25 protein-coding genes are annotated in these 22,816 nt (G+C 68.4%); 18 read left to right on the top strand and 7 right to left on the bottom strand.

Annotated elements, in window-relative coordinates:
• The first annotated feature begins 37 nt into the window (after positions 1-37).
• The 5 genes from ABZV44_RS25365 to ABZV44_RS25345 all read left to right on the top strand — a co-directional run bounded on the left by ABZV44_RS25365 (position 38) and on the right by ABZV44_RS25345 (position 5,839).
• Positions 38-1,012, top strand: coding sequence for a nitronate monooxygenase family protein (locus tag ABZV44_RS25365; RefSeq protein ID WP_354840956.1), 975 nt, complete (start codon positions 38-40; stop codon positions 1,010-1,012).
• A 143-nt stretch (positions 1,013-1,155) separates the two neighbouring features.
• The gene (locus ABZV44_RS25360; protein WP_354840953.1) at positions 1,156-1,329 is read left to right on the top strand and encodes a type II toxin-antitoxin system VapB family antitoxin; all 174 of its coding nucleotides are present in this window, start codon (positions 1,156-1,158) and stop codon (positions 1,327-1,329) included.
• 174 nt (positions 1,330-1,503) lie between these two features.
• Positions 1,504-4,179, top strand: a complete 2,676-nt coding sequence (locus tag ABZV44_RS25355) for an acyltransferase domain-containing protein (protein WP_354840950.1) — start codon at positions 1,504-1,506, stop codon at positions 4,177-4,179.
• Between the two features lie 79 nt (positions 4,180-4,258).
• The gene (locus ABZV44_RS25350; RefSeq protein ID WP_354840947.1) at positions 4,259-4,648 is read left to right on the top strand and encodes a hypothetical protein; all 390 of its coding nucleotides are present in this window, start codon (positions 4,259-4,261) and stop codon (positions 4,646-4,648) included.
• A 27-nt stretch (positions 4,649-4,675) separates the two neighbouring features.
• Positions 4,676-5,839 (top strand): cation:proton antiporter, encoded by a 1,164-nt coding sequence (locus tag ABZV44_RS25345; protein ID WP_354840944.1) that lies wholly within the window; start codon positions 4,676-4,678, stop codon positions 5,837-5,839.
• Between the two features lie 88 nt (positions 5,840-5,927).
• On the opposite strand, the gene ABZV44_RS25340 is transcribed toward ABZV44_RS25345, so the two are convergent.
• The 3 genes from ABZV44_RS25340 to ABZV44_RS25330 form a co-directional block, all read right to left on the bottom strand.
• Positions 5,928-6,350, bottom strand: coding sequence for an RNA-binding S4 domain-containing protein (locus tag ABZV44_RS25340; protein WP_354840941.1), 423 nt, complete (start codon positions 6,348-6,350; stop codon positions 5,928-5,930).
• Between the two features lie 41 nt (positions 6,351-6,391).
• Positions 6,392-7,063, bottom strand: a complete 672-nt coding sequence (locus ABZV44_RS25335; RefSeq protein WP_354840938.1) for an NlpC/P60 family protein — start codon at positions 7,061-7,063, stop codon at positions 6,392-6,394.
• A gap of 219 nt (positions 7,064-7,282) precedes the next feature.
• Positions 7,283-7,540 (bottom strand): hypothetical protein, encoded by a 258-nt coding sequence (locus ABZV44_RS25330; RefSeq protein WP_354840935.1) that lies wholly within the window; start codon positions 7,538-7,540, stop codon positions 7,283-7,285.
• Positions 7,541-7,728: 188 nt separating this feature from the next.
• Between ABZV44_RS25330 and ABZV44_RS25325 the strand changes: the two genes are divergently transcribed.
• From ABZV44_RS25325 to ABZV44_RS25310, 4 genes are all read left to right on the top strand, one after another.
• Positions 7,729-8,913 carry an ATP-binding protein gene (locus ABZV44_RS25325; RefSeq protein WP_354840932.1) on the top strand — a complete coding sequence of 395 codons (1,185 nt, stop codon included), beginning with the start codon at positions 7,729-7,731 and terminating at the stop codon, positions 8,911-8,913.
• Positions 8,914-9,040: 127 nt separating this feature from the next.
• Entirely contained in the window at positions 9,041-10,996 is a 1,956-nt protein-coding gene (locus ABZV44_RS25320) for an acyl-CoA dehydrogenase family protein (RefSeq protein ID WP_354840929.1), read from the top strand.
• A 358-nt stretch (positions 10,997-11,354) separates the two neighbouring features.
• Positions 11,355-12,341, top strand: coding sequence for an alpha/beta hydrolase (locus tag ABZV44_RS25315; RefSeq protein ID WP_354840926.1), 987 nt, complete (start codon positions 11,355-11,357; stop codon positions 12,339-12,341).
• A 181-nt stretch (positions 12,342-12,522) separates the two neighbouring features.
• Positions 12,523-12,810 carry a hypothetical protein gene (locus ABZV44_RS25310; protein ID WP_354840923.1) on the top strand — a complete coding sequence of 96 codons (288 nt, stop codon included), beginning with the start codon at positions 12,523-12,525 and terminating at the stop codon, positions 12,808-12,810.
• Here the strand turns inward: ABZV44_RS25310 and ABZV44_RS25305 are convergent, their stop codons facing one another.
• On the bottom strand, positions 12,811-13,404 hold the full coding sequence (locus ABZV44_RS25305; protein WP_354840920.1) for a TetR/AcrR family transcriptional regulator: 594 nt from the start codon (positions 13,402-13,404) through the stop codon (positions 12,811-12,813).
• 115 nt (positions 13,405-13,519) lie between these two features.
• Between ABZV44_RS25305 and ABZV44_RS25300 the strand changes: the two genes are divergently transcribed.
• A complete protein-coding gene (locus tag ABZV44_RS25300; protein ID WP_354840917.1) occupies positions 13,520-13,993 on the top strand; it encodes a nitroreductase/quinone reductase family protein in 474 nt (157 codons plus the stop codon).
• A gap of 24 nt (positions 13,994-14,017) precedes the next feature.
• On the opposite strand, the gene ABZV44_RS25295 is transcribed toward ABZV44_RS25300, so the two are convergent.
• On the bottom strand, positions 14,018-15,319 hold the full coding sequence (locus ABZV44_RS25295) for an acetyl-CoA acetyltransferase (protein WP_354840914.1): 1,302 nt from the start codon (positions 15,317-15,319) through the stop codon (positions 14,018-14,020).
• Between the two features lie 336 nt (positions 15,320-15,655).
• Here ABZV44_RS25295 and ABZV44_RS25290 point away from each other — a divergent pair, with 336 nt between their 5' ends.
• From ABZV44_RS25290 to ABZV44_RS25275, 4 genes are all read left to right on the top strand, one after another.
• Positions 15,656-16,489 (top strand): hypothetical protein, encoded by an 834-nt coding sequence (locus ABZV44_RS25290; RefSeq protein WP_354840911.1) that lies wholly within the window; start codon positions 15,656-15,658, stop codon positions 16,487-16,489.
• Between the two features lie 40 nt (positions 16,490-16,529).
• Positions 16,530-18,461 (top strand): fumarate reductase/succinate dehydrogenase flavoprotein subunit, encoded by a 1,932-nt coding sequence (locus ABZV44_RS25285; RefSeq protein ID WP_354840908.1) that lies wholly within the window; start codon positions 16,530-16,532, stop codon positions 18,459-18,461.
• 2 nt (positions 18,462-18,463) lie between these two features.
• The gene (locus ABZV44_RS25280) at positions 18,464-19,210 is read left to right on the top strand and encodes a succinate dehydrogenase/fumarate reductase iron-sulfur subunit (protein WP_354840905.1); all 747 of its coding nucleotides are present in this window, start codon (positions 18,464-18,466) and stop codon (positions 19,208-19,210) included.
• Between the two features lie 130 nt (positions 19,211-19,340).
• Complete coding sequence (locus tag ABZV44_RS25275) at positions 19,341-19,496, top strand: hypothetical protein (RefSeq protein ID WP_354840902.1); 156 nt, start codon at positions 19,341-19,343, stop codon at positions 19,494-19,496.
• A gap of 46 nt (positions 19,497-19,542) precedes the next feature.
• Here ABZV44_RS25275 and ABZV44_RS25270 read toward each other — a convergent pair whose 3' ends face one another.
• Together ABZV44_RS25270 and ABZV44_RS25265 are read right to left on the bottom strand one after the other, a co-directional pair.
• A complete protein-coding gene (locus ABZV44_RS25270) occupies positions 19,543-19,746 on the bottom strand; it encodes a DUF397 domain-containing protein (protein ID WP_354840899.1) in 204 nt (67 codons plus the stop codon).
• Positions 19,743-20,642: a helix-turn-helix transcriptional regulator gene (locus ABZV44_RS25265; protein WP_354840896.1), complete on the bottom strand. Its 900-nt coding sequence runs from the start codon at positions 20,640-20,642 to the stop codon at positions 19,743-19,745. Before ABZV44_RS25265 ends, ABZV44_RS25270 begins: the two co-directional genes overlap by 4 nt.
• Positions 20,643-20,893: 251 nt before the next feature.
• Here ABZV44_RS25265 and ABZV44_RS25260 point away from each other — a divergent pair, with 251 nt between their 5' ends.
• From ABZV44_RS25260 to ABZV44_RS25245, 4 genes are all read left to right on the top strand, one after another.
• Positions 20,894-21,097: a hypothetical protein gene (locus tag ABZV44_RS25260; protein ID WP_040862491.1), complete on the top strand. Its 204-nt coding sequence runs from the start codon at positions 20,894-20,896 to the stop codon at positions 21,095-21,097.
• A complete protein-coding gene (locus tag ABZV44_RS25255; RefSeq protein ID WP_354840892.1) occupies positions 21,067-21,318 on the top strand; it encodes a hypothetical protein in 252 nt (83 codons plus the stop codon). Before ABZV44_RS25260 ends, ABZV44_RS25255 begins: the two co-directional genes overlap by 31 nt.
• Positions 21,319-21,473: 155 nt before the next feature.
• Positions 21,474-21,944, top strand: a complete 471-nt coding sequence (locus ABZV44_RS25250) for a GNAT family N-acetyltransferase (protein ID WP_354840889.1) — start codon at positions 21,474-21,476, stop codon at positions 21,942-21,944.
• A gap of 2 nt (positions 21,945-21,946) precedes the next feature.
• Positions 21,947-22,807, top strand: a complete 861-nt coding sequence (locus ABZV44_RS25245; RefSeq protein WP_354840886.1) for a hypothetical protein — start codon at positions 21,947-21,949, stop codon at positions 22,805-22,807.
• The last annotated feature ends 9 nt before the right edge of the window (positions 22,808-22,816 follow it).

Here is a 22,816-nt window from a genome sequence, read left to right as displayed (position 1 = left end):
GGGGCAGTTTGCGAGAGGCAGGGAGAGGACAGCGCCCATGGCACTGAAGACCAGATTCACCGAGACCTTCGGGGTCGAGCACCCCATCGTCCAGGGCGGCATGATGTGGGTCGGCCGCGCCGAACTGGCCGCCGCCGTCTCCGAGGCGGGTGGTCTCGGCATCATCACCGCGCTCACCCAGCCCACCCCCGACGATCTGCGCCGCGAGATCGACCGCGCGCGTGAGCTCACCGACAAGCCCTTCGGCGTGAACGTCACCATCCTGCCGTCGATCAACCCGCCGCCGTACCAGGAGTACGTGCAGGCGATCATCGAGTCCGGCGTGAAGATCGTGGAGACCGCCGGGTCCAATCCGGAGCCCTTCCTGCCGTACTACAAGGAAGCCGGCATCAAGGTGCTGCACAAGTGCACCAGCGTGCGGCACGCGCTCAAGGCGCAGAAGATCGGCGTGGACGGCGTGTCCATCGACGGCTTCGAATGCGCCGGGCACCCGGGCGAGGACGACGTGCCGGGCCTGATCCTGATTCCGGCCGCCACCCGGGCCCTCGACATCCCGGTCATCGCCTCCGGCGGCATCGCCGATGCGCGCGGCCTGGTCGCGGCGCTGGCGCTGGGCGCGGACGGCGTGAACATGGGCACCCGCTTCATGTGCACCCAGGAGTCGGCGATCCACCAGACGGTCAAGGAGCAGATCGTCGCCAACTCGGAGCGCGCCACCCAGCTCATCTTCCGCACCATGCACAACACCGCCCGCGTGGCGGACAACGAGATCAGCCGCAAGGTCGTCGAGATCGAGAAGGCCGGCGGCAAGTTCGAGGACGTCAAGGATCTGGTGGCGGGCGCGCGCGGCCGCCGGGTGTTCGAGGACGGCGACCTGGACGCCGGCATCTGGTCGGCCGGTCAGGTGCAGGGCCTCATCGACGACATCCCGACCTGCGGTGAGCTGGTCTCCCGGATGGTCACCGAGGCAGAGGCGCTGATCCAGCAGCGGCTCGCGGGCATGATCGGATAATTCGGGCGAAAGTCCGTATGTCCCAGACAATTACGACAGGGCCCTTGGCATTTCCCGCCAAGGGCTCTGGCCATTCCGGCTATCGGCGCCTGCTGGATCCGTCATGCTTTGAGGACACGACGGATGCGGCGGAGGTGCCCGAAATGGCCATCACTCGAATCTATCTCGACGACGACGCGCTGCGCCGGACCATGGCCATCTCCGGAGTGAACACCGAACAGGACGCGGTGAACCTAGCACTGCGGTTCTTCAGCTCCCATGCCACCGCCGAGGATTTCGACCATCCCTTCCAGGGGCGGACGGCCACGGCCTCGTAATCATGCGCAACGATGACCCCGAGGCCTTCGGGGCGATCGGATAGGCGCTGACCTGCACAGCGCCGGGTGACGGATTCGCCTGCGCGAAAGCCCTTCTGGCCGGGGCGAATTCTTGGCAGAATCGCCGGTGGTACCTCGACGGCCGACAGCGCGCGGACACGGGAGGGCATTCCTGTGCGGCAGAGTACGAGAGCATCGACCGATCCCACCCCGTTCCCGCGGGTGTCGATCGTCGGCGTCGGCTGCCGGTCGACGGGTCTGGAGTTCGATCACGAGTGGTTCGGCATGGATCGCCTCGCGGCCGCGGGGCTCACCCCGCGCCAGCGCACCAACCTCGAGGTCGCCGTGGAAGCCCTGGACGACTCCGGATTGGGCTGTCTGGCACCGGCGTCCAATGCGGCGGTGGTCTTCGGCGCGATCGGCGGCACCAATAGCGCCCACCACCTCTCGCGCGCCCTGGACCTGCGCGGTCCCAGCCTCACCGTGGACAGCCGGCGCGCCTCGCCACTGGTCGCCGTCGACATGGGCGTGCGCCTGCTGGCCGACGAAGCCGTGCCCTTCGTTATCGCGGGCGGTGTGGATCTCGCTCTGCTACCGGACATTTCGGACCTTCGGATACCGGTGCCCAGGAATCGCGGCGCCGGCGGCGGCAACGGCATCTGCACCGTCCTGGTGCTGCAACGCACGACCGACGCGCTCCGGACCCGAACCCGCCGCTACGCCGACATCGGCGGGCCCGCCATCGGATTCCCCGAGGCGGACAGCCCCGACGCGCACATCGCCCTGGACGACCCCGCGCGACCGAGCGGGACCCCTGCCCTCGACCGCGGTGACGAACCCCCGGTTCTCCTGCCCCTCACCGGACGCGATCCGGCCGCCATCCACGCCCTCGCGCTGCGCTGGGCCGTCGCCATCGGGTCCTATCGCTCGCTCCGCGAATTCGCTTCCGCCACTACCCGGCTCATACCCGAACCCACCCGCGCCGGGGTCCTCGCCCGCGACACCGCCGAGGCCGCGGCCCACCTGCGCACCCTGGCCCGCCGCATCGCCACCACGCCCGCGATCGCCGGCACCACGGGGACGGTCACGCCCGCACCCCTCCCACGCGCGGCCACCGGCATCTTCGACCCGGTCCGCACCGAGCACGACGGCGGCACGCTCTTCCTCTTCCCCGGATCCGGCGGCCACCCGCGCATGGGACGCGCGCTCGCGGCCCGGTACCCGGTCTTCGCGGCGGCATTGACCGCGGCCGTGGACGCCGTGGCAGCGGCCGGCGGCCCACGAGTCTGGACGCCGCGCAATGGATTCCATCGAACGACCCCTGCGGGCCGAGGCGGCGACCACGGGCCCGATCGCGCCCGCGAATTCGGCTGCGAGAGCGACACTTCGGGCGAATCCGGCGCGGACGGCATCGTATTCGAGCATTCGGCATTGTTCGCCTTTCAGGTCGCACTGGCCGAACTGCTCGAGTCGGTGGGGCTGCACGCGGATGCGGTAGCCGGGCACGGCGTCGGTGAGGTCGCCGCCGCGGTCGCCGGCGGTGCGCTGTCGCTGGACGACGGGGCCCGGGTGGTGGTGGCGCGGGCGCGGCTGCACGAGCGCGCCGGTGGGGGTGGAGCCGCGGCCGTGCTCGAGGCGACTCTCGCGGAGGTGACCCGGCTGGTCGAGCCCATGCGCGCCGATGTCGCCGTCGCCGCGGTGGACGGTCCGACCGCCATCACCGTGGCGGGCGAGCCCCGCTATATCGACGCCCTGGTGCGGCGGGCCCATCGCCGCACCATCTTCGCCCAGCGCCTCCCGGCCGACGCCATACCCGCCGCCGCGCACCTGCCCGCGATCCGCGACCGCGCCGCCGAGTTGCACGGTGAACTCACCGATCTCGAGGCGAACCCGCCGCAGCTGCGGTTCTACTCGACCACCCGGCCCGGCCCGGTGCCACGCGCCCGGGCCACCGCGGACGAGACCACGCGCACCACGGCACCGCCCGCCACGGCGGACGATCCGCGCACGGACGCCGCCTACTGGGCTGCCAACGCGTGGCAGCCGATCCACTTGGCCGCGGCGCTGGAATCCGCTGCCGCCGACGGGATTTCGAGAATTCTCGAGATCGGGCCGCAGCCGGTGCTGACCCCGGGATTGCGGGAGCGCGCCCCGTTCCGGGAGGGCGCGCAGGCCGTGCTGTCCCGCGACGACGAGGCGGAGAGTTTTCTGCACACCATCGCGCGGCGCTATCTGGATGGGTGCGCCGTGGACTGGACGGCCCTCGGCTCGCTGACGGCCGCTCCACCGCAACGGCAATGGCGCAGATCGGATTCCGGTGCGCGGCGCCGGTGGCGCGACGGCGCCTTCGGCGCGGCCTACCCGGCCACGCAGCCGCCGGCACCGGCTTTTCCGGCCGTCGAAATCCGGCCGGACGGGACGTATCTGGTCGCGGGCGGGCTGGGCCCGCAGGGCGAGGTCGCGGTGCGCTGGCTGCTGGAGGCGGGGGCGCGGGACGTGGTGGTGCTGACCCGCACGCCGCGGCCGCTGCCGGCGGGGTTGACCGGGATGGAGGAGCGGATCGTGGTGATGCGGTGCGACTGCGCCGATCGCACCGATCTGGCGACGGCGCTGCAGGACATTCGCGAGTGCGGGTCGGACGTCCGGGGCGTTGTGCACGCGTCGGGGGAGACCCGGCTGGTGGCGGCGGCGAATCTGCTGGAGTTGACGGCGGCGGATCCCACCGATTTCACCGTGCTGCTGACCTGCGTGCCCAGTGCGGCCGAGCCGGGTGCGGTACGGGAACTGGCGGCGGCGCAGGTGGATCGGCGGGTCATCTGCGTGGAGTGGGTGGTCGGCCCCGCAGCCTGACAGCCGGGCAAAACGGTCAATTGGAGCCAAATCCGTGTGTCCATATGCGACCGGTCGGTCGCACGGGAATGATGACTCCATGGCGGACCCCGAGATCACGGTCAAGTGGAAGAAGGAGCCGGACGAGCACGACTACCCGGCCGCCGCGGACTACCTCGACATGCTGGCGGAGCCGGACATCGTCGACAAGGTCATCCAGAAGCTGCGCGCCGCCCCCGTGGTGCACAAGAAGGCCAAGGACCTGCTGCGCGCCTCGCAGCTGGAGATCCTGCCGACCTACAACCCCTTTGTCCGCCGCGACCTCGCCAAGATCACGGCCGGCCTGGCGCTCTCGCCGATCCTGGTGGTGCGCGGTGACTTCCGCAAGGCCGTGCCCATGCAGATCGTGGACGGCTATCACCGGGTCTGCGCCATCTACTACACCGACGAGAACATCGCGATCCCGGTGAAGATCGCCTCCCTGCCCTGACCGCGTGAATGCCGAGACGACGACGCCGTGACCTTCCAGACCCTCACCCTCATCACCCTGCTCGGCCTGGCCGGGCCCTGGCTGGCCTGGCGGCAGACCTGGCACCTGCCGGTCATCCTGGGTGAACTGCTCGCCGGAATCGTCTTCGGCACCACCGGCTTCGGCCTGCTGCACCCGCAGGACCCGACCTTCGCCTTCATCGCCGATGTCGGCTTCGCGGTGGTCATGTTCGTGGCCGGCACCCACGTGCCGGTGCGGGACGCGGCCATTCGCTCGGCGCTGGGGCGGGGCGCGCTGCGCGCGGTGCTGGTGGGCGTGCTCTCGGTGATCGCCGGGCAGGGCATCGCGGCCTGGTTCGACACCGGCCACGGACTGCTCTACGCCGTACTGCTCGCCTCCTCCTCGGCGGCCATTGTGCTGCCCATCATCGATTCCCAGCGGCTGAGCGGAAAACCCGTGCTGGAGATGACCGCTCAGGTCGCCATCGCCGACGCGGCCGCGGTGGTGGCGCTGCCGCTGGTGATCGATCCGCACAATGCGAGCCGGGCCGCGCTCGGGGCGCTCCTGGTGGCCGGGGCGGCGGTGGTCGCGTACTTCTTCCTGCGCTGGCTCGAGGATTCCGGCATCCGGCACCGGCTGCACAAGATCTCCGAGGATCGGCAGTTCGCGCTCGAACTGCGGGTCAGCCTCGCCCTGCTGTTCGCCCTCGGCGCGCTCGCCACCCGCAGTCACGTCTCGATCATGCTGGCGGGCTTCGCACTCGGCCTGGTGGTGGCGGCCATCGGGGAACCGCGCCGAGTCGCCAAGCAGCTCTTCGCCATCAGCGACGGCTTCCTCGCGCCGCTGTTCTTCGTCTGGCTCGGCGCACGGCTGAACCTGCGCGAATTCGGCGACCACCCGCATCTGATCCTGCTGGGCCTGGCACTGGGCGCGGCCGCGGTACTGGCCCATGTGGTCATGCGGTTCCTTGGTCAGCCGATTCCACTCGGGGCCATCGCTTCCGCGCAGATCGGCGTGCCGGTCGCGGCGGTTACGGTCGGCACCCAGCTGCACGTGCTGAAACCGGGCGAACCGGCCGCGCTCATGCTCGGCGCGCTGGTCACCATCGCCGCCGCCGCGTGGGGAGCGCGGGCGGCGTCCACGGGCACGGGCACGCCGGGCGGTGCCGCGATATCCCAGCGAGACAACTGATTTCGTGAGTCCAGGGCAACTCGCCGGGCACGTCCGAAATCGGGTTGGCACCCGACCTTCGGCACGGGTGCCAGGCTGTCGGCGGCTCCTAGCCGTCCGCTGAAGTCCCGGGGAGGCGGGGGAGGTCTCGGCCCAGCAACCGGTCCGTCTCGCGGCGCTCGCGCTTGGTCGGGCGGCCCGCGCCGCGATCACGGCGCGGCAGGAGGGCGGTCAGCTGCGGGTCGGGCGGGGGCGGGCTCTTGTCGATCATGCACTGCCCGGCCACGGCCGCGCCGACACGCTTGGTGATGAGCTGCTCGACGATGACGATGCGTTCGGAACCATGGACACGAACGCGGATCTCGTCACCGGGCTTCAGCTGGTGCGCGGGCTTGACCGGTACGCCATTGACCCGCACATGCCCGGACCGGCAGGCCGCGGCGGCCGCGGAGCGGGTCTTGAAAATGCGGACGGCCCAGGTCCAAGAATCAACTCGGGCCTGAGCCGTGGTGCTCAGTGGAGCAGTGGTCACACGTTGACGATACTGCGTCAGACGTTGACGACGAATGTGTGTCAGGCGTTGACGATGCGGCGCGCGGTGACGACCTGACTCGCGTGCAGGTTGGTGTAGGAGACCGGGGTACCGGTCTGCACGGCGTTCAGCAGCTTGCCGTCGCCGGCGTAGATGCCCACGTGGCCGCCGCCGTTGGTGATGACGATGTCGCCGGGCTGCAGGTCCTCGAAGGCGACCGGGGCACCGACGTTGGACTGCTCGAAGCTGGTGCGGGGCAGCTCGACTCCGGCCTGCTTGTAGGCCCACTGCACGAGGCCGGAGCAGTCGAAGCTGTAGGGACCGGTCGCGCCCCAGGAGTACTGGGCGCCGACCTTGGTCTCGGCGGCGTGCAGCGCGATGTCGCCCACGGAGCTGGACTTCTGGAAGATGCTGGGCAGCTGGAACTGCGGAGCGGGAGCAGCCGGGACGCCGACCTGAGCGCCGCCGCCCAGTCCGCCCGGGGTCTGCAGCGCCGTCTCGGCGTCCTTGACCGTCTGGTTGAACTGCTGCACCTGGGGCGCGAAATCGTCCGGCACGTCGAAGTTTCCGATGCCCGGGATCTCGACGGTGGCGGCGGTGGCGGTGATCGCCGGGAACACGCCGGTAGTCGTCGCGGCCATCGCACCCATGACGATGGCGCCCTTCACGGAATTCGGAAGCCGAGATTCCTGCTGCAAGCTGTGCTTACCCACTGAGCCGCATCTCCGATCTTGCTGCTGTAACGTCGCGGGCTGCCTCTCCGATGAAGCAACAGACTCCGCTAAGTCACGAGAAGATTACGACTAGGCCGCCGCGTTGTCCACCCGACGCGATAGGCGCGTCGCATCTTTACGAAAACGCCCCGCTGAACAAGCAATTCGGTGTATAGGCCGTGGATCACGAGACGATATACGTCGTCAATTCGCCCGTTATCAATCTTTCGCCTCGATCGCCCGCTCCAGCTCGGCAATCCGCCGGCGAGCGTCCGCGAGATCGACTTCCAACTGCCCCAGCGCCATGACCAGCGGACCCACCGCGAGATCGGCCACCAGCTGCGGATCGTCGTACCCGCGCTCGATGGCCACCAGGATGTTGTTGCGGATGCGCGCGGCCACGATCGCCTCGGCGGGCACGTTCCAGGATTCGACCACCTCCGCGACGGTGGGCGTGGGTACGGCTTCTTCCGACATGAACCCTCCTGCGCTGGATCCCAACGAATCAGGCATAAGGGTAGAGACCCTCGGGGACACCGCGGACTCGCTGTATCGACTTCCGCTGATCGCGAATCGGCCGGGCCGGTATGCCGGTCGATAGCTGTCTCTAGTGTCCTCGATAGATGCCCGGATAATCCGCGATGACCGCGCTACGGTTGGGCCGCATGGACCCCGTCAGGAATCCCTACGCACCCGGCGCGGGGCAGCGACCGCCCGAGCTCGCGGGCCGGGACCGGCAGCTCGACGCCTTCGACATCGTGCTGGAGCGGGTGGCGCGCGGACGGCCGGAGCGCAGCGTCATGCTCACCGGATTGCGCGGCGTCGGAAAGACGGTGCTGCTCAACCAGCTTCGCTCGGCCGCCCGCTCGCGCGGCTGGGGCACCGGGAAGCTGGAGGCCCGCCCCGATCAGGAACTGCGGCGGCCGCTGGCCTCGGCGCTGCACATGGCGGTGCGTTCGATCGCTGTGACACACCGCAATCCGGAGCAGGTGGACGATTTCCTGGGGATTCTCAAGGCCTTCGCACTGCGCTCCACCGACGGCAAGGGCATGCGGGAACGCTGGAACCCGGGCATCGATGTGCCCGCGGTGACCGGACGGGCCGACTCCGGCGATATCGAGATCGATCTGGTGGAGCTGCTCATGGAAGCGGCGGCGCTGGTGCGTGATCTGGGCATCGGCATCGCGGTGTTCATCGACGAGATGCAGGATCTCGGGGCGGCCGACATCTCGGCCATCTGCGGGGCCTGCCACGAATTGAGCCAGGACGCCGCGCCTTTGATCGTGGTCGGGGCGGGTCTGCCGCATCTGCCCGCGGTGCTGACCGCGTCCAAGAGCTACTCCGAGCGCCTGTTCTCCTACCACCGCATCGATCGACTGGATCGGGAGTCGGCCGACCAGGCGCTGATCGCGCCGGCCGAGCGGGAGAGCGTGAAGTACTCCGAGGAGGCGCTGGACGCGCTGTACCGGAAGGCCGACGGGTACCCGTATTTCGTGCAGGCCTACGGCAAGGCCGCCTGGGACGCGGCGGCGCAGAGCCCGATCTCGGCCGAGGATGTGGCGGTGGCGTCGCCTGCGGCCGAAGAAGAGCTGGCGGTCGGTTTCTTTGGCTCCCGCTACGAGCGAGCGACGCCGGCCGAGCGCGAATACATGCGCGCCATGGCCGACCTGTCCGGCGACGACGGGCCGGTGGCCACCTCGGCGGTGGCACACGAGCTGGGACGCAAACCTGCCTCGTTGTCCCCGGCGCGCGACGGCTTGATCAAGAAGGGTCTGATCTACTCGGCCGAGCGCGGAACCATCGGTTTCACGGTCCCGCATTTCGGCCGATATCTGCGCGGCGTTCAATAACCAAAGATTAGCCAACTGATCAAGATCATCTCGTGACGAGGCTTTTCGATCTTTGCCAGCCCCTACCGGCGGGTAACAAAGACTCCTACACTCGAATGTGATTCTCATCACGGTCGAGGAGGACATCATGGCGACTGCCGCCAAAGTCGACGCCACCGAAGAACAAGCCCGGGCACTGGTCGAGGAATCCCGCGAAACCACCTGGGCCAAGCCGTCCTTCGCCAAGGAGATGTTCCTCGGCCGGTTCCGGCTCGACCTCATCCATCCATTCCCGCACCCCGACGCCGCGGACGCCGCCAAGACCGAGGCGTACCTGACCCGGCTGCGGGCCTTCTGCGAGACCATCGACGGCCAGCGCATCGAGGCCGAGGGCCGCATCCCCGACGAATACGTGCGCGGGCTGGCCGAACTCGGCTGCTTCGGCCTCAAGATTCCCGAGGAGTACGGCGGGGTCGGGCTGTCGCAGGTGGGCTACAACAAGTCCCTCATGCTGGTCGGCTCCGCGCACGCCAGCCTCGGCGTGCTGCTCTCCGCGCACCAGTCCATCGGCGTGCCCGAACCGCTCAAGCTGGCCGGCACCCCGGAACAGAAGCGAGAGTTCCTGCCGCGCTGCGCCAAGGGCGCGGTGAGCGCGTTCCTGCTCACCGAACCCGATGTGGGCTCCGACCCGGCACGCATGGCCTCCACCGCGACCCCGACCCCGGACGGGGAGGCCTACGAGATCAGCGGCGTGAAGCTGTGGACCACCAATGGCGTTGTCGCCGAACTGCTCGTGGTCATGGCGCGGGTGCCCAAGAGCGAGGGCCATCGCGGCGGCATCTCCGCGTTCATCGTGGAGGCCGACAGCCCCGGCATCACGGTGGAGCGGCGCAATGCGTTCATGGGCCTGCGCGGCATCGAGAACGGTGTCACCCGGATGGACAAGGTGCGCGTACCCAAGCGGAACCTGGTGGGCCGCGAGGGCGACGGGCTCAAGATCGCGCTCACCACCCTCAACGCCGGTCGCCTCGCCATCCCGGCCATGTGCACGGCCGCGGCCAAGTGGTCGCTCAAGATCGCGCGGGAATGGTCGGCCACTCGCGTGCAGTGGGGCCGCCCGGTCGGCGAGCACGGCGCGGTCGGCGCGAAGCTCTCCTACATCGCCGCAACGACTTTCGCGCTGGAATCGGTGCTCGATCTGTCCGGCACCATGTGCGACGAGAACCGCAACGACATCCGCATCGAGGCCGCGCTGGCCAAGCTGTGGGCCTCGGAGATGGCGTGCCGGATCGCCGACGAACTGGTGCAGATCCGCGGCGGCCGCGGCTACGAGACCGCGGCCTCGCTGCGGGCCCGCGGCGAAAGAGCCGTCAGCGCCGAGCAATTGGTGCGCGATCTGCGCATCAACCGCATCTTCGAGGGTTCCAGCGAGATCATGCGGCTGCTCATCGCCCGCGAGATGGCCGATGCCCACATGGCCGCGGCCGGGGCACTGGTGGATCGCAATGCCGAGCTCAAGGACAAGGCCAAGGCGGCGGTCGGGGCGAGCGGCTTCTATGCCAAATGGTTCCCGCAGCTGACCGTCGGCGCCGGCACCGCGCCGGTCAGCTACGGCGAATTCGGGCCGCTGGCACGGCACATGCGCTTCGTCGAGCGGATGTCACGCAAGCAGGCCCGCGCCCTCATGTACGGCATGGCGCGCTGGCAGGCCAAGCTCGAGTACAAGCAGGGCTTCCTGGGCCGCATCGTCGACATCGGCGCGGAACTGTTCGCCATGGCCGCGGCCTGCGTGCGCGCCCAGTCCCTGCGGGTCGACGGCAGTCCCGACGGCGTGGCCGCCGAGGAACTCGCCGAGGTCTTCTGCCGCCAGGCCCGCCGGCGGGTCGAGAAGCTCTTCGACGATCTCTGGTCCAACACCGATGACGCCGATACCGACCTCACCCGCGGCATCCTCGACGGGCGCTACCGCTGGCTCGAAGGCGGCGCACTGGATCCGAGCGAGGGCACCGGCCCCTGGATCGCCGAATGGCAGTTCGGGCCGTCGGTGGAACAGAACCTGTTGCGCCCGTTCCTCCCGTCCACGAAGACGGGGGCGGCCACGTAAGCCGAGATCCGCACAGAAATCTGCCGCCCTCTAGTCCGATTGCTAGAGGGCGGCAGATTCTCATGACAGCCGGAATGTGTCGATGCGGCATGGGACGACACTGTCGATGCGATATGAATCTACTTTTGTCTAGGTCATTCGCTAGATGTGAGTAGAAAGTGCGGACGCCGACCGGACGTACAGGGATTTCTACACGGGTCTAGCAATGTGGCGAGACTCCGATAGATCCCCCGACAGCCGTGCATAGATCAGCGGAGACAGTTGGACAACTTGTCTATAACGCCTGGTGTGGGGGGTTAACGCAGGGGCTATTTCTATCGACAACCGGGCAAGAAGGCGCACTCTTCAGGAGGACGTCATGTCCACGATCAACACCCGCGCGGCCGATTTCGACGGCCACCACATCGCCGTGTCCGCCGATGACGGCGTGCCACTCGCGGTGCGCGAGTTCGGCACCACCGACGCCCCCGTCACCGTCGTGTTCGTCCACGGGCACTGCCTGCGCGCGGAATCGTGGGCGTTCATGCGCGGGCACCTGCTGCAGACCTGGGGCGAGGACACCCACATGGTGTTCTACGACCATCGCGGACACGGGGATTCCGGCAATGCCGACCCTGCCACGTACACCATCGAGCAGCTGGCCCGGGATCTGGACGCGGTGCTGCGGGTCGTGGTGCCGACCGGACCCGTTGTCCTGGTGGGTCATTCGATGGGCGCCATGACCGTGCTCGCCTACGCCCGGCTGTACCCGGAGACGATCGGGACGCGGGTGGTCGGCGTCGGCCTGCTCTCCAGCGCCGCCAACGGGGTGACCCGGGTGGGGCTGGGGCGGCTGTTGAGCGCACCGGCGGTGAACTCGCTGCGGGTGGCGGTGCGGCGCGCGCCGCGGGCCATGCAGGCCTCGAAACACCTGAGCCGCCGCATCTTCGAGCCCATCATGCGGGACGCCACCCTGGGCACCCGCAAGGTGAGCCCGCGCATGCTGGCGGTGGCGACGGCCATGCTCAACGACACCTCGCTGCTGACCATGGCCAGCTTCCTGGAGTCGCTGATCCGCTTCGACGAGACCGCGACCCTGCACCGGCTGGGCTCGATTCCGGTGCTGGTGCTGGCCGGGTCCGCGGACATCATGATTCCGTTCGCGCACTCGGTGGTGCTCGCCTCCCAGGTCTCCGACGCCGAGCTGGTGCGGCTGGACGGCGCCGGGCACAGCGTGATCCTGGAGCGGGCCGAGGAGGTGGCCGCCGCGGTGGTGGCGCTGGTGGCCCGGGCGACCGCGGCGGCGCGCGGCGCGGACCCGGACTGCGGTCCCGACTGCGGGCCGGAGTACGCCATCGCGGGGTAGCCGCAAGATCATCGGCGGCGGGCGGATTCGAAGATCTGAAACGTCCGCCGCCCCAATTCCGCGCCCGGTGACAGGCCCTCTAGCTGCGAATATTGGTTGCCGACGAGACGAATCCCGCACGATCACGTACTGTGTTGTAGATCACGATGTGTGGTCTGTCACACGGCTCGAGGAGGTTTCGATGACACGCAGCGAGATTGCGGAACTCCGCTACGCGGTCGGCCAGCTCCGGCAGTGCGTCACCGCACTGCGTTCGCACTACGGAGACGCGGGCACCGTCCGCCGGCTGGAAAACGATCTGGAAAGGCTCGTCATCGACACCGACGAGTTCGAACAGGCGCCGCCGCCGGAACCACCGCGGGCCAAGCAGGAGACGATCTACGTCCCCGACGCCAAGCACGATGAGGCGGCCTGGATGGGCGCGCAGGACGAGGGCCTGGGCTTCCACTCCCGCCCCCGCACCAAGTAGCTAATCCTTCGTTTCGAACAGCGGGAGGGCCACCTCGACAATGGCGTCGGGGCTGGGCAATTCGACGAGCGCGCCGGGTGGGCTCAGCTGCCGCTGCAGCGCGCGCTGATGAGCCGCGCCGACCAGCAGCAGAGCCCGGGTGCGCAGATCCCCGGCCTCGACGCCCCGGGCCGACAGGTAGGCGACCACGGCGTCCACCGCGCGGTGCGGGCCCAGGTCGAGATCGCGGCTACGTTCCCGGTAGACCGCGCCCAACTCGGCATCCGATTGCACCGCCGCCATCACGGGCAGGGCGGAGACGAAGAATTCCTCCAGGGTCGCGAGCAGCGACCGCAGCGCCGTGCGCAGATCCGCCGCGGGCGCGTCGGCGAGCAGGTCCGCGAGCGGGCGCAGCTGATGCTGGATCACGGCCTGTAGCAGGCCCATTCGATCGCCGAAGTGGTAGAAGATGCTGGATTCGGCGACGCCGGCCCGGACCGCGATCTCCTTGGTGGACAGCCGGGCGAGGCCGGATTCCGCGAGCACCTGTTGCGCGTTGGCGATCACGGCCTCGCGCACACCGGTACTGGGCCGCCCTCGGGAACGGGTCGCCACATCGCCTCCTGTCACGTTTCGACTGTCGTTTTCCGGCACGACCCTTGCAGTATGCCGCACCTGGTCGTATTTTCTGAGTAGTCACTCAGTAAACAGGGAACCGGAGGACGCACCGATGTCCCAGCCAGCAACGACCACCCCGAACCCGGCCGCCACCCGCAAACAGGAACGGCTCAACGCCGTCATGCGCCGGATCCTGCGCTCACCGCTGCACCGGGTGGTCAGCGGGAAACTGCTCATCGTCACCGTGGTCGGCCGCAAGAGCGGGCGGGTGTACGAGCACCCCGTCGCCTACGCCGAACACGACGGCACGCTGCTGATCGGCACCGCGGCCACGTGGCGGCACAACCTGCGCCCCGGCGAGCCGGTGCGAATCGGGCTGCGGCGCCGGGAGATCGACGCCGATTGGGAGGTCGTCACCGACATGGACGCGGCGGCCGAGCCGTATCGGACCATCCTCGAGCAGAACCCGACCCACGGGAAATACGCTGGCATCAGCCTGAATTCGGACGGCAGCGTCAACCGCGAGGAGCTGGCGGCGGCCTTCGCCCGGGGCACGGCGGTCGTCCGGCTCCGCCCGCGTGGCTAGTCCTCGGTGGCGGTCGACCGGTCCTCAGTGTCGGTGCCGGCCCCGGCCGGAGCGCCGGCCGCCGACGCCGCGGAAGCGGGCGCCGCGCGGGGCCTGCGAAACCGGTTCCAGATCGGGGGATTCGAAGATCGCGGCCAGGGCGCTGCCGGGGCCGACCGGGGTCACGGCCAGGCCGAGACCGCCGTCGCGGCGGGCCAGTTCGTGCAGCATGGTGGTGACCATGCGCAGACCCGCCGCGCCGCCCGGATCACCGAGAGCGATCGCGCCGCCGTGCACGTTCAGGCGCTCCGCGGTGTCGCCCCCGAGGCCCAGGGTGCGGACCAGGGCCAGCACCTCGACGGCGGAGGTCTCCTCCACCTCCAGCAACTCCAGGTCCGACAGTTCGAAACCGGTGCGCCACAGCGCCTTTGCGACGGCGGAGGTGGCGGCGGGCACCGGGACGCCGAGGGGAGCCGTGGTGCTGACCCAGTCGAGCAGGTAGCCCATCGGCTCCAGGCCGAGATCCACCAGCCGGTCCTCGGCCACCACCAGGCAGGCCGCGGCGGCCAGGCCGCGGCTGCTGCTGTTTCCGGCCGTGGTCACGCCGTCGGGCCGGAAGGGGGACAGCGCCGCGAAGGCGCGGTGCGAGACATCGTCGCGCAACCCCTCGTCCCGGTCGACCAGGCGGACCACCTCGGAATTCGGATCATCGGGACGCGCGCACACCACGACGGGCGTGGTCTCCGCGCCGAACACACCCTGGCGATGGGCGCGGGCGGCACGGCGGTGGCTGACCGCGGCGAAGTCGTCGGCCGCGGCCCGGCCCAGCTCGTGGTCGCGGGCCAGCTGTTCGGCGCGTTCCGAATCCGCTTGTCCGCGTGCGGGTTCGGCGGACCAGATCGCGATCTGCTGGTCGGTGGTGGGTCCGTCGCCGGCCGCGGGTCCTGGGCGGACGCCGGGCAGCGGCGGGACGCTGGCGGGTTGCGCGTCGAATCCCCCTGCGGCGCTGGAGCATTCGGCGCCCACCGCCAGCACCACGTCGGCCGCGCCGGTGCGCACCATCATGGCGGCGGTGATCAGGGCGCGCAGTCCGCTGCCGGGACCCTCGCCCAGGGCGAAGTCACCCAGCTCCGGCGACAGTCCGCACTGCGGCAGGGCCGAGCGGATGGCCTCGGCATCGGGGACGGCGGTGACCAGCTGTTCGACCCGCGCGGGATCGATGCCCGAGCGGCCGAGCACCGCCGCGATGACGGTGCCGACCAGCCGGTTCGGCGGCACCGCGGCAAGTGCTCCGCCGGGCAGACCCACGGGCGTGCGCATCGGCATGACGATGGCGGCGCGTCTCATTACCGGCTCCCTTCGAACGCTCAGCAGACCGACAGGCCACCACACCGTTGTTGCTGTCATATGACGGCCGGTAACCGCCGCGGACGAGCCGCCCGACCTGCGCGCGGGCCGGAATCCGAAACACTCTGACAGCCCGGCGAGTTCGCGAGATTGCCGTTTGTTCACCAAGCAAACGAATCCCTGACAGCCACAGGAAATGTGGCGCAAATCACGGGATCGCGAAATAGCTGTTGCGAGCTCGAGTGATAGCACCCCTGTCGTAAGGTGCTCACCATCACATTCGATGCCGGAGGTAACGATGACGTTCCACGGGGTAGAGCAGCGAGGCATCCAGCAGTGAGCGCCGCACCAGTCAAGGCTTCTGAATCGAGCACAACCGGGGTTTTCAGTAGGGGACGGGCTGCCATTTCGGCACGCACGCTCCGCACCGACCGGTGGTGGGTGCCGCCGGCCGCGACGGTGCTGGGGCTCGCGGCCTTCGTCATCTACGCGACCATCAGATCCTTTGTGCGCAGCGCGTATTGGGTGCCGGACTTCCACTATCTGACACCGTTCTATTCACCCTGCCTGAGCGCCTCGTGCGTCGAGGGCTCCAGCCATTTCGGCACGCCGGTCGGCCACCTGCCCATGTGGATTCCGCTGGGCTTCCTGGTGCTGCCGTTCCTGCTGCTGTTCCGGCTCACCTGCTACTACTACCGCAAGGCCTACTACCGGTCGGTGTGGATGTCGCCGCCGGCCTGCGCGGTGGCCGAGCCGCACGCGAAATACACCGGGGAGACGCGGCTTCCGCTGATCATCCAGAACGCGCACCGCTACTTCTTCTACGTCGCGATCATCATCTCGGTGATCAACACCTATGACGCGGTGATCTCCTTCCACGCCAAGGGCGGCGGCTTCGGCATCGGCCTGGGGACGCTGATCATCACCGGCAACGCGCTGCTGCTGTGGGCGTACACGCTGTCGTGCCACTCCTGCCGCCACATCGCGGGCGGACGGCTCAAGCACTTCTCGCAGCACCCCGTGCGCTACCGCTTCTGGACCGTGGTGTCGAAGCTGAACACCCGGCACATGCAGCTGGCCTGGACCACGCTGGGCACGCTGGTCCTCACCGATTTCTACGTCATGCTGGTGGCGAGCGGAACCATCTCCGATCCTCGCCTCATCGGCTGACAGTCCTCTATTCCTCTGTCTCCCAGGAGTATTCGGTTCCATGCCTGAAGTCGAGCGGCACAAGTACGACGTCGTCGTGATCGGTGCCGGCGGTGCCGGCCTGCGTGCGGTCATCGAGGCCCGTGAGCACGGGCTGTCCGTGGCGGTGGTCTGCAAGTCCCTGTTCGGCAAGGCGCACACCGTCATGGCCGAGGGCGGCTGCGCGGCCGCCATGGGCAATGCCAATGAGAAGGACAACTGGCAGACCCATTTCAAGGACACCATGCGCGGGGGCAAGTTCCTCAACAACTGGCGCATGGCCGAACTGCACGCCCAGGAGGCCCCCGACCGGGTGTGGGAGCTGGAAACCTATGGGGCGCTCTTCGATCGGACCAAGGACGGCCGGATCAGCCAGCGCAACTTCGGCGGCCACACCTATCCGCGGCTGGCGCACGTCGGCGACCGCACCGGGCTCGAGATCATCCGCACCATGCAGCAGAAGATCGTCTCGCTGCAGCAGGAGGATTACGCGCAGACCGGTGACTACGAGGCGCGCATCAAGATTTTCGCCGAATGCACCATCACCGAGCTGCTCAAGGACGGCGACCGGATCGCCGGGGCCTTCGGGTACTGGCGGGAGTCCGGGCGCTTCATCCTGTTCGAGACGCCCGCGGTGGTGATCGCCACCGGCGGCGTCGGCAAGTCGTACAAGGTGACCTCGAACTCCTGGGAGTACACCGGCGACGGGCACGCGCTCGCGCTGCGGGCCGGGGCGTCGCTGATCAATATGGAGTTCCTGCAGTTCCATCCGACCGGCATGGTCTGGCCGCCGTCGGTGAAGGGCATCCTGGTCACCGAGGGCGTGCGCGGTGACGGCGGGGTGCTCAAGAACTCCGACGGCAAGCGGTTCATGTTCGATTACATCCCGCCGGTGTTCAAGGGCCAGTACGCCGAGACCATCGAGGAGGCGGACCAGTGGCTGAAGGACAACGATTCCGCCCGGCGCACACCGGATCTGCTGCCGCGTGACGAGGTCGCGCGGGCCATCAACGAAGAGGTGAAGGCCGGGCGCGGCACCCCGCACGGCGGCGTCTATCTGGATATCTCCTCCCGCCTGCCCGCCGACCAGATCGTCAAGCGGCTGCCGTCCATGCACCACCAGTTCAAAGAGCTCGCGGACGTGGACATTACGAAGGAGCCGATGGAGGTCGGGCCGACCTGCCACTACGTGATGGGTGGCATCGAGGTCGATCCGGACACCCAGGCGGCCACGGTGCCCGGCCTGTTCGCGGCCGGCGAATGCGCCGGCGGCCTGCACGGCTCCAACCGGCTGGGCGGCAACTCGCTGTCGGACCTGCTGGTCTTCGGCCGGCGCGCCGGACTGGGCGCGGCCACCTATGTCGAGCAGCTGGCCGCACGGCCCAAGATCGCCGACACCGATATCGCCGCGGCCGCGAAATCGGCTGTGACGCCGTTCGATCCGCCCGCCGAGGGCGGCCCGGGCGAGAACCCGTACACGCTGCACATGGACCTGCAGCAGACCATGAACGATCTGGTCGGCATCATCCGCAAGGAACACGAACTGAAGCAGGCCGTCGAACATCTCTCCGAGCTGCGCGACCGCTACGACCACGTCACCGTGGAGGGCCACCGGCAGTTCAATCCGGGCTGGCATCTGGCCCTGGACATGCGCAACATGCTGCTCATCAGCGAATGTGTCGCCCAGGCCGCGCTGCTGCGCACCGAGAGCCGCGGCGGCCACACCCGCGACGACCACCCGGGCATGGATCCGGTGTGGCGCAACAAGCTGCTGGTCTGCACCATCGACCCGGACGAGGTCGGGTTCTCGGTGCCGTCGGTGACCGTCACGGCCGAGGCCCAGGTGCCCATGCGCACCGACCTGCTCCGGTTGTTCGACCTGGCGGAGCTCGAAAAGTACTACACCCCCGCCGATCTCGCAGAGTTGCGGGACGACGCCGGAAAGGCGGAATAGCCATGGGTTACGAGGCGAAGTTCAAGGTGTGGCGCGGTGACACCGAGGGCGGCGGCCTGCAGGACTTCACCGTCGAGGTGAACGAGGGCGAGGTGGTGCTCGACATCATCCACCGGCTGCAGGCCACCCAGGCGCCGGATCTGGCGGTGCGCTGGAACTGCAAGGCGGGCAAGTGCGGTTCGTGCTCGGCCGAGGTGAACGGCCGGCCGGGGCTGCTGTGCATGACCCGCATGTCGACGTTCACCCAGGACGAAGTGGTGACGGTGACGCCCATGCGCACCTTCCCGGTTATTCGCGACCTGGTCACGGATGTGTCGTTCAACTACCAGAAGGCCCGCGAAGTACCGTCTTTCACGCCGCCGGTGGATCTGAAGCCGGGCGAGTACCGGATGCAGCAGGCCGATGTGGAACGGTCGCAGGAATTCCGCAAGTGCATCGAATGCTTCCTGTGCCAGAACACCTGTCACGTGGTCCGTGATCACGAGGACAACAAGCACGCATTCTCCGGCCCGCGATACCTGATGCGTATTGCCGAACTCGACATGCATCCATTGGATGTGGCCGACCGCCGGGAACTGGCGCAAGAGGATGCGGGCCTGGGCTTCTGCAACATCACCAAGTGCTGCACGGAAGTGTGCCCGGAACACATCAAGATCACCGATAACGCGCTGATCCCGCTCAAGGAACGCGTGGTGGACAGGCAGTACGACCCGATCGTCTGGCTGGGCAACAAGCTCTTCCGGCGCTGACGGCCGAACTGGTTGTTGATCACGAAACGGCTGCCGTTTGGCAACGGAAGTATGTTTGCGACGGCTAAGCATGGGTATCCAACTATTCGTGGACCGAGGACTCAAGAATGCGCGTCCCCGGTACCGGAAAATGGGTCCCGATGACTGGGTCGAACGGCTGATCGTAGGGATGCTCTTCGCGGTATCGGCGATGGGCGTATACGTACTCACCGGCGCACTGATGCCCGCCGTCGCGATCGGCGTGCTGGTCGCCGCCGTCGCCATGGGTGTGGTCGCAATCCTCTGATACCGGGGGTTCACGGGTCGGGGCCCGTGAACCCTCGTTCAGCGAATCACCGGTCGAAGACCCCGTTTTCGAGGCCGGCGGTGAAGGATCCCCATTCCGCCGCGCCGAACACCAGCGCCGGGCCCTGCGGATTCTTGCTGTCCCGCACGCCCACTCGGCCCGCGGGCAGGAACGCCACTTCGACGCACTCCTTACCGGCCCCGCTGCGGCTGCTCTTGAACCAGCGCGCCCCGGAAAGATCCACACTCATGCCGAATACTCCTTCGCCACCTGCCGGAGCAGGTTTCTGCTGTCCTGAACGTCCAGCGCGCAGCGTTCCAGGCCCGCTTGTGCCCGGCGATAACGCTGAACGTCGCCCTGTCTCTCGAGATACAGATCGCCGGTGAACCCCTCCACGTAGACCACCGGGGGCTCCACCGGTTGCCCCTTGCTGTCGCATCCGAATTCCAGAATCACGAACGGTCCGGTCGAAAGTCCCAGGGGGACACCGGCGGCGAAGGGCAGGATACGCAGCGCGACATTGGACCGGGTACTCAATTCCGCCAAGTGTCGCACCTGCGCCGCCATCACCCTTGCACCTCCCACCAGGCGGCGCAATACCGATTCGTGCAACACCATGGCGATGGTCGCCGGGTGCATGCGGCGGGTGATCATGGCCTGCCGCTGCATACGCAGCTGAACGCGCCGATCCACCTCCACCACGGTCTCTTCCGGGTATCCCAGCCGGTTCAGGGCCTTTGCGTACTCGGCTGTCTGCAGCAGGCCCGGCACCAATTCCGATTGGTAGCAGGACAACTGCTGCGCGGATGCCTCCAGGCCGACGTAGACGTCGAAGTTCTCGGGAATCAGGTCGCCGTAGGAGTGCCACCAGCTCTTGACCGCCGCCTGCTGCGCCAAACCCTTGAGCCCCTCCGCGATTTCGGCGGGGATCCCGTAGATGCGGCACAGTTCCTGGATGTCGATGGTGCGGATGCGGTCCGCGTTGCCCTTCTCGAGCCGCTGCAAGGTGCTCGCGCCCCACTCCATCAGCTTGGCGGCTTCGGCGATGGTCAATCCTGCCTGGATGCGCCAGTCCCGTAGATAGCGACCGAGCTGACGGCGAGGCAGGGTGGATGACGCGGGACCTTCGGACACAACACGCTCCATTCGCGATCGCGGGCATGGATCGGGGCTCGACGGCGGGCGAGGGCTTCGTCCACTTTGGAGAATCGTCCTCCCCCAAGTGGATTCACTGCTGGGAATTCGCGCAATTTTGCGTTCTCCTGCTCGAAATTCGCCCGCCTGGCGTCTGCTCGTGGTGTGCTGGAGATGTGCCCGGAGCGGTGTAGCTAGGCCCCTTTCCTTTCCTGAACCTCCGGGCACTTCAGGAACCAGCGGGAACGAGGAGTGGTCTGGACATGCAACTGACGTCCCTCAATATGCACATTGCCGGTCTGTCGCGCTGCCGCCGCGATCCGGGTGTGATGACCGTCGAACAAGCGCACGCCGCAATGCAATTGCACCTCGATTGCACGGTGCAGACCTGCAAGGTACGCCGACGAGCACGGGCAACGCTGGTCGAGGAGGGACGGTGCGTGCTCGACGAGCGGGCACTGCCATGACCGGCCCCGCACCGGCCCAGGCCGGCCCCGATCCCGTATCGACCGGCTATGACCGGTTCGTCCACCGGATGCTGTGGCTGCTGCTCGACGCCCGGACAGCACAGCTCCGCCACCAGAAGGCACAGTTCCACACCAGGATTTCGCGGCCCGGGAAGTACCGGGGAAGGCCTCCGGCCGCGATGAACGCTGCCGCACAGCGCTTTCGAGCGCCCCGCGCCTAACCTCCGGGCAGCGGTGGCGCAGTCCCCACCGCGTGCTGCAGCGCGGTTCGACCGCCCGCTCCACAGACGGCGGGCGGTCGAACCGCACCCAAGATTCGGTGTGACGCTTACCCTGGAACCCATCGCACTTGTGCCCGGGGTGGAGGGGAACACCGTTGTCGGCCTTCGAACAGCCGGACGATCCGGCGTGCCGGATCGCGTCACTGTCGGATCTGGACGCGATCCGCGCACTCGAGGTGGTCGAATTCGAGCATCTCGCGTATCCGTATTTCGTACTCCGGCAACTCTTCGAGCTACACGGAGCAAACTGGACGGTTGCCGAGGATGCGGGGGAGCTCTGCGGCTACGTGCTCACCGCCCTCGACGGAGAGCGCACGGCCTGGTTTCTCGGCTTCGCGGTGGCATCCGAGTGCCGGGGTCGCGGCCACGGCCGGGCACTGCTGGAAGCCGCTCTGGCCCAATGCCGTCAGGCCCGCGCCGAACAGGTCTTCGTCACGGTGAAACCGGGCAATCGGGTCGCCTACCACCTCTACAAGGAGGTCGGCTTCGTGTGGGCCGACCATGAGGCGGCCTACTTCGGCGCGGACGAGCCGCGAGATGTGCTGGTGCACAGGATCTATCATTGATCATGCTCGAGAGAAGCGCTCCGTCGTCGCCGTTCGTGACGGACATGAGCATGCGCATCGAGCGCCACGCCGACACCTACGCCGACAACGTCACCGAATTCCTGGAGCAGCCGCACGGCCTGCGCCGCCGCGCCACCGAACAGCCGCTGCTGGACCTGTTCACCCGGCACACCGAGGCGGTGGTGGCGACCTACGATCCGCCCGGAATCCGCAGGGCCGGTGACAGTCTCGTCTTCGGCCACCTCTACGCGCCGGTCCTCGAACACACCGCCACCGCGGCACCGCAGCCGATGGCGGTCAACCGGCTGCTCGCGGCCCTGATCGCCGCGGAGGTGGAGTTCCGCGGGCCACTGCGCCTGAGCCGCACCCAGAATCGGCTGCTGGCCGAGGCCTACGAGCGGCTGGGCCGCCCACTGGTGCAGGCCGGACTGCCCGCGCACGCCGCCCTGGCCTACCGCCGGGCCGGGAGTCTCTACCGCATCGACGAGGACACCGATGCCGAGGACCGCTGCGGCCTGGCGCTGGCCCGGGCGCGGCGGCTGGCACAGTCGGCGGCCTGGCGGCGCGCCGGCGGCCTGGTCCCGGATCTCATCTGCGGCTACGGTTACCGGCCCTTCCGCATGCTGTGGTTCGTGGCGCTCCAGCTGCTGGTCTTCGTGGTGGCGGTCATGCTGCGGTCGGATCAGCCGCCGGCCATCACCGTGTACCAGGTGCTCATGAACTACCTGAATCCGCTGGGCGTCGGGGACACCGACAATCTGCGGGTCGGCGGGCGGGCGGTGTTCGTGACCGAGAGCTATCTGGGCGCGGTCACCATGTCGGTGTTCTTCGCGCTACTGGTGCGCCGCTGGTTCCGGCTCTGATCCGGTCGG

Source organism: Nocardia sp. NPDC004860 (genome assembly GCF_040609015.1).
Lineage (GTDB): Bacteria > Actinomycetota > Actinomycetes > Mycobacteriales > Mycobacteriaceae > Nocardia.
Note: the sequence above shows the minus strand (reverse complement) of the source record. Positions and strands in the feature narration are given on the sequence as shown.

Coding starts and splice junctions, on each gene's coding strand:
- ABZV44_RS25365 (WP_354840956.1), top strand. CDS start 38: ATGGCACTGAAGACCAGATTCACCGAGACCTTCGGGGTCGAGCACCCC.
- ABZV44_RS25360 (WP_354840953.1), top strand. CDS start 1,156: ATGGCCATCACTCGAATCTATCTCGACGACGACGCGCTGCGCCGGACC.
- ABZV44_RS25350 (WP_354840947.1), top strand. CDS start 4,259: ATGGCGGACCCCGAGATCACGGTCAAGTGGAAGAAGGAGCCGGACGAG.
- ABZV44_RS25330 (WP_354840935.1), bottom strand. CDS start 7,540: ATGTCGGAAGAAGCCGTACCCACGCCCACCGTCGCGGAGGTGGTCGAA.
- ABZV44_RS25325 (WP_354840932.1), top strand. CDS start 7,729: ATGGACCCCGTCAGGAATCCCTACGCACCCGGCGCGGGGCAGCGACCG.
- ABZV44_RS25320 (WP_354840929.1), top strand. CDS start 9,041: ATGGCGACTGCCGCCAAAGTCGACGCCACCGAAGAACAAGCCCGGGCA.
- ABZV44_RS25315 (WP_354840926.1), top strand. CDS start 11,355: ATGTCCACGATCAACACCCGCGCGGCCGATTTCGACGGCCACCACATC.
- ABZV44_RS25310 (WP_354840923.1), top strand. CDS start 12,523: ATGACACGCAGCGAGATTGCGGAACTCCGCTACGCGGTCGGCCAGCTC.
- ABZV44_RS25300 (WP_354840917.1), top strand. CDS start 13,520: ATGTCCCAGCCAGCAACGACCACCCCGAACCCGGCCGCCACCCGCAAA.
- ABZV44_RS25295 (WP_354840914.1), bottom strand. CDS start 15,319: ATGAGACGCGCCGCCATCGTCATGCCGATGCGCACGCCCGTGGGTCTG.
- ABZV44_RS25285 (WP_354840908.1), top strand. CDS start 16,530: ATGCCTGAAGTCGAGCGGCACAAGTACGACGTCGTCGTGATCGGTGCC.
- ABZV44_RS25280 (WP_354840905.1), top strand. CDS start 18,464: ATGGGTTACGAGGCGAAGTTCAAGGTGTGGCGCGGTGACACCGAGGGC.
- ABZV44_RS25275 (WP_354840902.1), top strand. CDS start 19,341: ATGGGTCCCGATGACTGGGTCGAACGGCTGATCGTAGGGATGCTCTTC.
- ABZV44_RS25270 (WP_354840899.1), bottom strand. CDS start 19,746: ATGAGTGTGGATCTTTCCGGGGCGCGCTGGTTCAAGAGCAGCCGCAGC.
- ABZV44_RS25265 (WP_354840896.1), bottom strand. CDS start 20,642: ATGGAGCGTGTTGTGTCCGAAGGTCCCGCGTCATCCACCCTGCCTCGC.
- ABZV44_RS25260 (WP_040862491.1), top strand. CDS start 20,894: ATGCAACTGACGTCCCTCAATATGCACATTGCCGGTCTGTCGCGCTGC.
- ABZV44_RS25245 (WP_354840886.1), top strand. CDS start 21,947: ATGCTCGAGAGAAGCGCTCCGTCGTCGCCGTTCGTGACGGACATGAGC.